Origin of the sequence: Streptococcus sp. SR4, from assembly GCF_000517725.1 — a bacterium.
In the GTDB taxonomy this organism is placed as follows: Bacteria; Bacillota; Bacilli; order Lactobacillales; family Streptococcaceae; genus Streptococcus; species Streptococcus salivarius_F.
In genome coordinates, this window is sequence record NZ_AZYW01000064.1 from 1 (window position 1) to 11053 (window position 11053).

The following is an 11053-nucleotide window of genomic DNA, read 5'->3' on the forward strand; positions in this document are numbered from 1 at the left end:
TTGACTGGCTGAAATCGTCACCTTGTAGGAACCATTATCCTGTTTTGTAGCATTATGCCAAACAAGATCATCCTGACCATTTTGCTCAGACCAAACTGGGATAAGGATACCTGAAATACCGCTTGGATTCGTCAGGTTGGTGATAAGAACATCAAAGGTTCCACGATTTTTATCATTATTGGCAATAGTTAAAGTTCCTTGAGTCTTAGTGATATCAAGTGTTGCTTGTTTGCCACCAAGGCCAATATATTTACCGTCATTATCAACCAAGTAAACATGGGAATTATACAGACCGCTATCACCCTTATGGTTGCTTGAACGAACGGTTACCTTATAGTCTCCATTAGCTTGTTTAGCTGCCTTGTACCAGATGATATCATCTTGACCGTTCTCTTCTGACCAGGTTGGAACCAAGACTTCTTTGAAGCCTCGTGGCGCAACTAAATTTGAAATGACAAGATCATAGCTACCAGTAGCATTGTTGAGACCAGTGATGGCAAGGTCGGCTTTAGGATTTTGACTCTCTACTCCTTCATTTTCTAGGACGGAGTTGGTCGTATTGCTCACTGCATCCCATTCATAAAGTTTATAGGCTTCAATCAAAGAGATAAGTTTTCCAGCGTAACTTGGATCTGTCGCATATCCTGCATTCTTCAGTTCCTGAGCCGCAATGCGATAATCTGTTTCATTCACAACTTTTCGGTAATTGTTTTTTCGCCACTCGGTACTCGTGAAAAATTTTGCATGGTCTACTACGCTATCATTCCATGAGGTATATTTTCGAAAAGCTGCATTGATCTTGATATAGTCACCATTAACATATTCCTGGGTAGGCACAGTCACGATTTCTCCATTCCAGTCTTCTGAATCTTTAATGCCAAAAAGATTATTGTTGGGAGCCTTAGCAAGTTCAGAGCTTCCCCAACCACTTTCTAGGATAGCTTGCGCTGCCGTAATAGAGGGAAGGACTCCTTCCTTGGCTCCATCCATTGCTCCTTGCTTAATGGCACTAAGAAAATGACTTTGATTTTGATCAATTTCGCTAAGTTCATCTGCCTCTTGATAAGAGCTTGTGGTCACAGAACTATTGGTTAAGACAGCTATTTTTGAAGAATCTGCCAGACTTGTTTGCTCCTCCTCTAATACCTTTTCACTTTGTAGATTCATTTGACTCGTTGAATCATCGTGTACTCCTATTTCAGAATAACTTGTCGCATGATTATCTGTACTTTCTTTCAAAGTTGAAGATGTGTCAGTTGGTGATAACATTTCATCTGCTTTAGCCGAGTGACCAGACATGCCTAAAAATAAGATTGCTAGCATAACACCGCACAGTCCATAAGCTTTGCTTTTCTTAAATCCAAAATGAAATCCTAATTGCATCTTAATTTCCTTTTCTACTTACAATTTCTGCTGATTCATTTTAAGACGATGAAACTATCAGCATCATAAAGTCTTAAAATAAACCTTCACCAATTTATTCGCAAAAAAAGCTAGAAACTTGTCAAAAGTTCCTAGCTTTTTTAGTAGTATTGAAATATTAATCGACATCAACGAAACCAAAACGTGATAGAGGATACAATCTGAAAGAGATAACACCCTTAATTTGGTCCTTTTCAATAAGACCAAACTTACGACTATCATCTGTATTACGACGGTTATCGTTCAGTACAAGATATTGACCCTTTTCAATCTTAGTTTGTTTATTATCTGTCAATGTTGCAATGGAAAAATCATCAGTGAAGAAGTTTCCAGGTGAAACTGTCGCCAAATAAGCTGATTTATCCTTGCTAATATAGGCTTCGTCAACTGACTTATCATTGACATAAAGGAAATCATCCATAGCTGTCACGCTCTTGCCCTCATCAGCAATAACACGACCAATATATTCCTTGCCATTAACTGTATAAAGAATAAAATCTTTTTTCTGAGGTTCAACATTTTTATTGAAAGTAACATAATCACCAGCATGAATATAGTCATTCGCCTGACCTTCAGTCACACGGTGTGTTGAAAAGACAAATGCTCTTAACAACAAAATCACTACAATGGCAAGAACTGCTATGATAATATTTCGAATTAAATCTCTCTTAACCATACTTACTCCTTATGGGTTCTAATAAAATCATAACATAAATAGAGAAATAAAAAAAGAGGGAGTGAACAAGCTCAATGTATCTCTCCCTCTCTTTAAACCAAGGATTAAAGCCTTTCGCAGCTTAATAATCCTCAAGAAATGTTTGCATATTGACATCATCTGGAACTAAGGCAAGGTATTTTTCTGCCGTTGCACGCGCCTGATCTCTGTAACCAAATTCACGCAGGATATATGCATAATCATGGAGGAATTCAGGATTTTCAGATAAATCTGTAGCCAAATCTTGATAGATTTGAAAAGCTTCTTCTTCATCATCAAGTGCTTGGTAGGCCTTGGCAATATTCCAACGAGCCAAAACAGAATCAACTTCGTAATCGGCTAAAGCTACTAGATCCTCGTAACGTTCTTCTTCTAAATAGAGAGTACTTAAACGTAGAACAATCTCATCTTGGTCCTCAGCGAGTGGTAAGGCTTGCTTCAGATAAGATTCAGCAGATTGAGTGTCATGCAACTCGTAGGATAACTGTGATGCTAACAAAAGTAATTGAACATCAAAAGCATTTTTTGAAATCCCTTGTTGTGCCATACGTAATGCTTCTTCAGTTTTATGTTCTGCATGTAAGGACAAGGCGTAAAAATACTCATAACCCTCGAAGTCAGCAGACATTGTTTCTATCTGCTTAAAGTAAAAATTAGCTTTTTGATACTCTTCTTGATCATAGAGCAAAGTGGCTAACTCAAAAGCAATGGTATCATCGTATTCAATTTCAATAGCTTTTTCCAAAAATTCACGAGCAGCTTCAAACTTACCAAGACTGGCATAAGCCTTACCAATGCGTTCATAAGTAGAAACACCAGTCATTGCCAGGAGGTCACGATTATCCAATTTAGCATAGTATTGAATAACTTGTTCAAAATTTCCAAGTTCAAATTCCATCTCAGCCAAACCAAAAATAATCAATGAGTCATCTGATAGTTGACTTGCCTCCAACAACTTATCACGTGCCACATCAGTTAGGCCCTCCATTTGGTAGAGGTCTGCCTTTACAATTAAAGCAGACAAATAGTCGTCAGAGTCTTCAGGTATGGCATCCAAATAAAGAAAGGCCTCTTCAATATCGCCATCTTCGGCTGCAATTTGTGCTAGATTGACATTAACCTCTGGAAAATCAAAACGAACTGTTTCGTAAATTTCCTGTGCCTGAGGTAAGAAACCAATAGACTCTAAGTATTGACCTAACTCAACAAGAACCTCTGCAGGATCTTCTCGTAAAGCTTTTTTAAAATATTTGTCTGCGTGGTCTAAATCTTGGTTTCCAATAGAGGCAACCATTTTTTCACTATTTAACATCGTCTTTTTGTCCTTCATTTTCTAAATCATCTTGATAAAGATTACTTACAGAACGGTACCAATCAAAAATCTCTCTAACAACAACCTTGACAGAAGCATAAATTGGAATCCCCAATAAGACGCCCCAAACACCGTACAGAGAGCCTGCTGTCAAGAGAATAAACATAATGGTAATCGGGTGAATGCTTAGTTTATTTCCCAAAACAAGTGGAGAAACAAAACGTCCTTCAATAGTTTGCTCGATGACAAAAATGATGAGGACCTTAATCAACATCGCAGGTCCTTGTACCAGTCCCATGATTACAACTGGTACCATAGCAAGAAAGCTTCCTAGATAAGGAACCATGTTTAGAAAACCTGCCATAATACCAAAAGTCATACCATATCGAAGACCTACAATCTTAAACATAATACAGAACATAATGGCAACGACAATAGCGACTGTAACCTGGCCTTGAACATACCCTTCGAGCTGACTATTAATATCTGAAAGCATACGAACAGTTGTTTCACGAAAGCGAGTTGGTAAGGCTGAGACAAAGCTATGTTTCATCTTTTGGCTATCTCTTAAAAGGTAGAAAAGAATGAAAGGTGCCAAAATGATAGCTACTGTCACCCTTGCTACTGTGCTCGCAAAAGTTCCAACCCACGTCAAAGCAGATGAAGAAAAGTTCTCAGCATAATTGACCATTCTCGCTGAGAAATCACTAAGCATGGACTCTAGATCACCGTGGAAGTTGGAAAGAATAGGAAGATTAATCCAACGTTCCGTCTCACTATTAGCACGTGCAATATATGATGGTGCATTTCTTATCAAGATCAAAATTTGATTTTGTAAGCTAGGAATAGCCGTCGAAATTCCCCAAACCAAGAGCAAACCAAGGATAGCGTAGATGACTAAGATAGACATGGTTCGGTTTAGTCCAGTTCTTTCTACAAGTAGTACCAAAGGTTTTATTAAATAATAAAGGAGCATGGAAATAACCAGTGGCAACATAATAATGGTCATAAACTGAATGACGGGTGAAAAAATAGGACTTATCTTTGTGAAAATCAAAACCGTCAAACCAACCAAAAGTAAGATGAAAAAGGCTACAACAGCCTGATTATTCAATATCCACTTAAAAAACCATGTTTCTGAAAAATGTTCTGTTTTTTTACGCTTCATAGTTCCTCCCTATTTATCATAAAAGGTTACAGTCTTGTCTACTAAGTTTTGGTTACGATCATAGACAAATTTTGCAGAGAAGAAAGGCTTATCTTCAAGAATCCACTTGAAGATCTCGTAGTCACCTTCCCAAGTTGGTTTAGATAAGACCTCATCATATGGTACCCATTCAAGCGTTCCTTCACGAGATTCCTCATCTGAGATGAGTTCTCCTTCAAAACCAGTTACCTTAAAGACATAGGTGTACCAATCATGACCAGGGGTAAATTCTGGAAAGGTAATCATCCCTTTAAAATCCATCTCAGTCACTGTAAAATGGGTTTCCTCGAGAATTTCACGACGAGCACATTCGTCAGGCGTTTCTCCCGCTTCTAGTTTTCCCCCAACAGAAATCCACTTTCCTTCATGAACATCATTAGGCTTTTTATTACGATGTAGGAGCAAAAGCTCCTTTCCATTGTCAATATAACAAATGGTAGCTAACTTTGTCATAATGCATCTCTTTTCCAATGTTTTTTAATATTATACCAAATATGGGTTTGGATTTGGGCTTTGAGCAGACGATTTTGAGATATAGTTGAAAATCTGCTTTTCTCAATCTTATGACAAACAAAAAGAGAACCAGATTGGTTCTCCTTTAATCTCTTCAGTATTTCAAATAACGGCGCATTGCCATACGTGACCCAATCGAACCGATAATGATACCGACTGCAAAGAGGGTTCCGATAACCGCATAGACAAACCACTCTGGATCATACATCGAAATACCACCTTTAACGAAATCAGGGTTCAAAGATGAGTAAACCATGTGATACAAAAGATAAATGAGTCCTGAAGGAATGATAGCACCAAGCGCACCAATCCAAGCACCCTCCATCAAGTAGGGACGACGAATATATGAATTCTTGGCACCTACCAAACGCATGATTTGAATTTCAGTCGCACGTGACATAATGGTAATTCGAATGGTATTCGAAATCAATAGGACAGCCACAATCGTTAAGAGAGCTGTAGCAATGATGCCCCAGAATTGAACACGTTTCATAGTAGACATCAGAATTTCAGTATCTGACCCACCAAAGTTAGCATTATCAACGCCCTGAATGGCTTTAGCTTCCTTAGCAACTCGACTGACATCATCTGGTGATTTCGTTTGAACGATGTAAACATCAGATAGTGGGTTAGCATCCCCAGTAGCTGTCTCGAAACTTGACCCCATTGTTTCAATGAGTTGTTTCTTTTGTTCTTCTTTGCTAGAGAAGGTAACCTTATCTACACCTTTGATCTTGGTTAAAGCATCATAAATCTTATGGTAGTCTTTATTAGCTACAATCTGTCCAGAAAGTTCCTTGACTGTTTTCGAGGCATCTGATGAATCTGGATCCAAGTAGACATTGACCTGAATATTCTTTTCAATATCTGAAGCCAATTTCTGTGTATTTAAGATAACAGAGCCAAAGACACCTAAAAGTGAAAGAACAATCATTACCGAAAATACTGCCGTAAGTGTCGACAACAAATTACGTTTGAGATTCTTAATCGATTCTCCTAAATGGCGGAAAAAGCGTCTAATCATGGTAACCGTACTCTCCTTCCTCTTCATCACGAACAATACGTCCTTCCTCAATCGCTACGACACGATGACGAAGGTTATTAACGATAGTTGAGTTATGGGTTGCCATTATAATGGTAGTCCCTTGTAAGTTAATACGTTCAAGGACCTGCATAATTTCCCAAGAAATTTCTGGGTCCAAGTTCCCTGTTGGTTCATCCGCAATCAACACTTTTGGATTATTTACAATAGCACGAGCAATAGCGACACGCTGTTGCTCACCACCAGACAATTGATTTGGAAACGAACGCATCTTGTGTTTAAGACCAACCAACTCAAGTACTTCTGCCACTCGTTTCTTGATATGACGAGGTTTCTCACCAATAACTTCCATGGCATAAGCAACATTTTCAAAAGCTGTTTTCTTTGGAAGGAGTTTATAATCCTGGAAAACAACTCCAATGGAACGTCTCAAGAGTGGAACGTCTTTCTTACGAAGTCGAGTTAAATCAAACTCTCCAACCTTCATAGAACCACTCGTTAATTTTTCTTCTTGGTAGAACAAGCGAATTAAACTTGATTTACCAGCACCAGAAGGGCCGACTAAGTAAACAAACTCCCCAGAGTTAACAGACAAATCAATGTGTCTAAGGGCTGTTGTTGACTTATCATACTTCTTAGTAACATCTTTTAATTCAATAAGAGCCATAATGTCAGTATTCAACTACTAAAGTAGCTGAACGCCTTCCTTTCATTGAGATAGAGTATTTTAATACTTAAAACAAGTATGTTATTACTATTCTTCCATGCGCCACTTGAGGTAGGCATCGATGAAGCCTTCAATATCTCCATCCATTACCTTATCAACCTGGGCAACTTCATAGCCTGTACGGTGATCTTTAACCATGGTATATGGCGTGAAAACGTATGAGCGAATTTGGCTTCCCCAAGTGATTTCTTTCTTATCACCTTTCAAAGCATTCACTTCTTCTGCTTTCTTTTCTTGCTCCATTTGATAGAGCTTAGCTTGAAGCATTTTCATCGCACGATCACGGTTCCCGTATTGTGTACGGTCAACTGTTGAAGCTACAACAATACCTGTTGGAATGTGGGTCAAACGCACACCTGTAGAAACCTTGTTGACGTTCTGACCACCAGCACCACCTGAGCGGAATGTATCCATCTTGATATCATCATCACGGATTTCAACTTCGATGGTATCATCCAATTCAGGCATAACTTCCACAGATGTAAATGAGGTATGACGACGTTTGGCAGAGTCAAATGGTGAAATACGAACCAAACGGTGGACACCCATTTCTGACTTGAGGAAACCATAAGCATTAGGTCCTTCAAAAGCAAGGGTTACAGATTTGATTCCAGCCTCATCACCCGCCTGATAATCCAAAGTCTCAACCTTGAACCCTTTGGCATTTCCATAACGTTGGTACATACGGAGCAACATATCAGCCCAGTCTTGAGCTTCTGTACCACCAGAGCCTGGGTGAATTTCCAGAATAGCATTGTTATGGTCATATGGTTCAGACAAGAGCAGTGTCATCTCGTAACTTGTCATAATCTTATCAAGTTTTTCGAGTGTTTCTTCCAGCTCTTCTTGAACACTATCATCTTCTTCCAACATTTCTAAATAAAGCTCTGTCTCGTCAGAGAGTTCTTGCATATTGTTGAAAGTTTCGTATTTCATTTTGAGCTCATTTAACTCTTGTGAGGTCTTTTGAGCTGCAATATTATCATTCCAAAAATCTGGCTCAGTCATTCGGTTTTCAAGGAGTGCTATGTCCTCTTCCAAACGATCTAAGTCAAAGAGACCTCCCGAAGCTCACGAGCTTCTCTTGATTTTCAGAGATTTTTTGGCGAATTTCTGCCACTTCCATGGATAGGTTTCCTCCATTTTATAGTATTATGCTTAATTCTAGCATAAATCACTTAAATTTGCCATTTTGCACACACAAGCTCCCACTCTGCTTGGGCATCTTCATCTTTAGGTGAAAGATTCCGCATATAGTCTAACATAGCCTCATCAGGCTTTTTAACGATCTCACCGAGAGCCCAAATGGCAGTCGCCGTGTGAATGGGATTATTATTCTTATCGACAATCTCCATCAGTTTGACAATGGCATTTCGATCATGAAGGTTAGCCAAGGCAATAATGGCATTGCGCTGAAGAATATTCTTTCCTCGCCAAGAACCGGCAATCAATCCAAATTTCTCCTTGAAAGATTTGTTGGTCAGCTCTAGAAATGGGAGTAATTCTGGCATAGCAAGCTCAGGATCAATCTCTGATGCCAAGGGATTGTCAATACCTCTATTATATGGGCAGGAAATCTGACAAATGTCACAGCCATAGATGACAGTCTTGATTTTCTTTCGAAACTCCATATCCATCATGCCCTTGTCCTGGGTTTGGAAGGATAGGCAACGACGGGCATTCATAGTCCCATCACCAATAAGGCAAGATGTCGGACAGGCATCCAAACAACGACGACAATCCCCACAACCATAATCAACTTCTTGGTCTGGCTCTATCTCTAAATTAGTGATGAGCTCACCAAGATACATGTAGGATCCGTATTCTTTCGAAATGACCAGTCCATTCTTTCCGATAAAGCCAATACCAGCTCGCTTGGCCACTGCTGTATCGACTAAGGCTCCAGTATCCACCATACCTTTATATTCGAAGTTTTCCGTCAGTTTTTCAATACCCTCTGCCAAGCGTTTTAGTTTGTCCTGCAAAACATAGTGATAATCTAACCCCCATGAATTTGGTGTGATTTTACCACGCTTATACTCTGTTTTTTGTGGTTGTTGTGGTAACTTATGTGGATAGGCAACTGCAATGGAAATGATGGTTTTAGCCGATTCTAAGGTCAACTTAGGATAAATACGTTCTTCAATATTTTTATGTTCAAACCCTGTTGTTCGCCCTTCTTCGACACCAAGTCGAAGGGATTTCTCCAGATAGGCAAAATCATCGGCGGTTGTAAAACCAATTTTTGAAATGCCAATCTCCTTGGCCATCTTTTGTATTTCTAACTTGATATCCATATTCTTATCATAATGAAAATGTAGTCCAAGGGCAAGTATTTTCCATCATCTTCATTTAGAGACAAGCCTTAACCTTTTTGTTACAATGTTCCTATGACAAGACTTGCAGTAATGAGTGATTTACATATTGATTTGAATCACTTTGAAACATATGAAATCGATACTCTAATAAAGTGCCTAAAAGATCAAGAAGTTAGCCATCTCCATATCGCTGGTGATATTTCTAACCATTATTATGCTGACACAAAACCTTTCCTACAAAAACTGTCCAAGGCGGTCAAGGTCACCTATAATTTAGGCAATCATGATATGCTTGATTTAGAGGATGACCTTATTGATAATCTTGATTTTCAGGTGACTGATTTAGGTAGCAAGACATTATTGGCTTTTCATGGGTGGTATGATTATTCCTATTCTGATGAAAATTTGGAAAAGATTCTTAATCGTAAGAAGCAACTCTGGTTCGACCGTCGACTTAAGCGTTTAGATACTGATCCGGAAATCTGTCAAAGGAGTCTCAAGAAGCTAGATAATATCTTAAGTGAATTAGACACTAGTAACCTTATAGTTGCCATGCACTTCGTTCCTCATAGTCGTTTCACCATGACGCACGAACGTTTTAAACCTTTTAACGCTTATTTGGGATCTGAACAATTCCATCAGATTTTCGTCAAACATGGTGTTAAAGATGTTGTTTTTGGTCATGCCCACCGCAGTTATGGGACAGTAACTATTGACGGTGTAACCTATCACTCGCGTCCTCTTGGATACCGACGAGAATGGGACTTAACCATTGACTTTGTTTCCAATCACCCTGAACTCAATCCTACTGGAACATGGAACCTCTCCAAGCGTTACAACCTAGTCAAGAAACGACAAGAGTTTTTAGAGTATGAAAAAAAGGAACTAGTAAATGAGTTCCTTTCATCCATGACACTATTTGATTTGTAGAACGACTCTTATGGGAGTCGTTTTTTTAGTCGGTGAAAAATCCCTGCTTTTGAAGGTCCTTCAAGGTATTAGCACGGTTAGCAACTGATTTATCCATGGTCTTAGCAATCTGAGTCGTAAATTCATCAACCCTATTATTTAAATCGCGGAGGTCGTAATACTCATGGACTTCAGCATCGTAATCTTTTAGCTCCTCTAAAGGATTTTCTAAATCCTGATAATAATTTTCCATATGGATAACGTGACGTGGCAAACGAGGTTTAAGCTGTGGTTCCTGGTCTGGCCAACCAACTGCTAGGCCTACTGCAGGATAGACATACTTAGGCAGTTTGAGAAGCTCCGAAAGCTTGGCATTATCATTCAAGATACTCCCCAAGAAGACTGTTCCCATGCCTAAACTCTCAGCAGCCACTACCACATTTTGAGCAGCAATCATTGCATCTGAAAAGGCCGAGATAAAGCGTTCGGGACTACCTTGCACCAAGGCTTCAGCACCCTTTGCCTCTGCAATCAAAGTATTACGTCTTTGGTCTACAACAAATACAAAAAGATGACCAGCATTTGGAATATAAGGCTGATTCGCAATTTCAGCAATTTCTTCCTTCAATTTTTGATCAGTAATACTGATAATCGAATAGGATTGTCTAAAATTACTAGTTGCCGTATGTCTGGCAACATCAACCAGAAGGTCAACTTCTTCCTGTGTCAAAGCTAGAGGTTTAAATTGACGGATGCTGCGGTGATTGAGTTGTGTCTTAATGGTCTCGTTCATGGCCTTCTCCTTAACTTGTGATCATTTCTCTTCACTTGTGATCATTTCTCTTCACTTGTGATCATTTCTCTTCACTTGTGATCATTTCTCTTCAC

11 protein-coding genes are annotated in these 11053 nt (G+C 39.1%); 1 reads left to right on the forward strand and 10 read right to left on the reverse strand.

What is annotated here, in order from left to right; all coding sequences use genetic code 11:
* From HMPREF1519_RS10120 to queG, 9 genes are all read right to left on the reverse strand, one after another.
* Positions 1 to 1383, reverse strand: a 1383-nt coding sequence (locus HMPREF1519_RS10120; protein WP_051413959.1) for a GBS Bsp-like repeat-containing protein, incomplete at its 3' end; no start/stop codon positions are given.
* 157 nt (positions 1384 to 1540) lie between these two features.
* On the reverse strand, positions 1541 to 2098 hold the full coding sequence (gene lepB / locus HMPREF1519_RS07670; RefSeq protein ID WP_002884860.1) for a signal peptidase I: 558 nt from the start codon (positions 2096 to 2098) through the stop codon (positions 1541 to 1543).
* Between the two features lie 121 nt (positions 2099 to 2219).
* Positions 2220 to 3449: a tetratricopeptide repeat protein gene (locus tag HMPREF1519_RS07675; protein ID WP_037611788.1), complete on the reverse strand. Its 1230-nt coding sequence runs from the start codon at positions 3447 to 3449 to the stop codon at positions 2220 to 2222.
* Positions 3439 to 4617: an AI-2E family transporter gene (locus HMPREF1519_RS07680; RefSeq protein ID WP_022495774.1), complete on the reverse strand. Its 1179-nt coding sequence runs from the start codon at positions 4615 to 4617 to the stop codon at positions 3439 to 3441. The genes HMPREF1519_RS07675 and HMPREF1519_RS07680 overlap by 11 nt, the downstream gene beginning before the upstream one ends.
* 9 nt (positions 4618 to 4626) lie before the next feature.
* The gene (locus tag HMPREF1519_RS07685) at positions 4627 to 5109 is read right to left on the reverse strand and encodes an NUDIX hydrolase (protein ID WP_002885066.1); all 483 of its coding nucleotides are present in this window, start codon (positions 5107 to 5109) and stop codon (positions 4627 to 4629) included.
* A gap of 154 nt (positions 5110 to 5263) precedes the next feature.
* Positions 5264 to 6193, reverse strand: a complete 930-nt coding sequence (gene ftsX, locus HMPREF1519_RS07690; RefSeq protein WP_003092823.1) for a permease-like cell division protein FtsX — start codon at positions 6191 to 6193, stop codon at positions 5264 to 5266.
* A complete protein-coding gene (gene ftsE, locus HMPREF1519_RS07695) occupies positions 6186 to 6878 on the reverse strand; it encodes a cell division ATP-binding protein FtsE (RefSeq protein ID WP_002885005.1) in 693 nt (230 codons plus the stop codon). Before ftsE ends, ftsX begins: the two co-directional genes overlap by 8 nt.
* 87 nt (positions 6879 to 6965) lie before the next feature.
* Positions 6966 to 8064 (reverse strand): peptide chain release factor 2 gene (gene prfB / locus HMPREF1519_RS07700; RefSeq protein ID WP_096833329.1). Its coding sequence is split into 2 segments (ribosomal slippage): positions 6966 to 7991 and positions 7993 to 8064, totalling 1098 coding nucleotides; the frame shifts between segments, so codons are not numbered across the junction.
* A gap of 52 nt (positions 8065 to 8116) precedes the next feature.
* The gene (gene queG, locus HMPREF1519_RS07705; protein ID WP_037611789.1) at positions 8117 to 9235 is read right to left on the reverse strand and encodes a tRNA epoxyqueuosine(34) reductase QueG; all 1119 of its coding nucleotides are present in this window, start codon (positions 9233 to 9235) and stop codon (positions 8117 to 8119) included.
* A gap of 93 nt (positions 9236 to 9328) precedes the next feature.
* Between queG and HMPREF1519_RS07710 the strand changes: the two genes are divergently transcribed.
* Positions 9329 to 10186: a metallophosphoesterase gene (locus tag HMPREF1519_RS07710; RefSeq protein ID WP_037611790.1), complete on the forward strand. Its 858-nt coding sequence runs from the start codon at positions 9329 to 9331 to the stop codon at positions 10184 to 10186.
* 25 nt (positions 10187 to 10211) lie between these two features.
* On the opposite strand, the gene HMPREF1519_RS07715 is transcribed toward HMPREF1519_RS07710, so the two are convergent.
* The gene (locus tag HMPREF1519_RS07715) at positions 10212 to 10958 is read right to left on the reverse strand and encodes an NADPH-dependent oxidoreductase (protein ID WP_014634418.1); all 747 of its coding nucleotides are present in this window, start codon (positions 10956 to 10958) and stop codon (positions 10212 to 10214) included.
* Between the last annotated feature and the right edge of the window lie 95 nt (positions 10959 to 11053).

What these genes read in the sequence shown, in the direction of transcription:
- HMPREF1519_RS07680 (WP_022495774.1), bottom strand. Translation starts at nt 4,617, where the DNA reads ATGAAGCGTAAAAAAACAGAACATTTTTCAGAAACATGGTTTTTTAAG.
- queG (WP_037611789.1), bottom strand. Translation starts at nt 9,235, where the DNA reads ATGGATATCAAGTTAGAAATACAAAAGATGGCCAAGGAGATTGGCATT.
- HMPREF1519_RS07675 (WP_037611788.1), bottom strand. Translation starts at nt 3,449, where the DNA reads ATGTTAAATAGTGAAAAAATGGTTGCCTCTATTGGAAACCAAGATTTA.
- HMPREF1519_RS07715 (WP_014634418.1), bottom strand. Translation starts at nt 10,958, where the DNA reads ATGAACGAGACCATTAAGACACAACTCAATCACCGCAGCATCCGTCAA.
- lepB (WP_002884860.1), bottom strand. Translation starts at nt 2,098, where the DNA reads ATGGTTAAGAGAGATTTAATTCGAAATATTATCATAGCAGTTCTTGCC.
- HMPREF1519_RS07710 (WP_037611790.1), top strand. Translation starts at nt 9,329, where the DNA reads ATGACAAGACTTGCAGTAATGAGTGATTTACATATTGATTTGAATCAC.
- ftsX (WP_003092823.1), bottom strand. Translation starts at nt 6,193, where the DNA reads ATGATTAGACGCTTTTTCCGCCATTTAGGAGAATCGATTAAGAATCTC.
- ftsE (WP_002885005.1), bottom strand. Translation starts at nt 6,878, where the DNA reads ATGGCTCTTATTGAATTAAAAGATGTTACTAAGAAGTATGATAAGTCA.
- HMPREF1519_RS07685 (WP_002885066.1), bottom strand. Translation starts at nt 5,109, where the DNA reads ATGACAAAGTTAGCTACCATTTGTTATATTGACAATGGAAAGGAGCTT.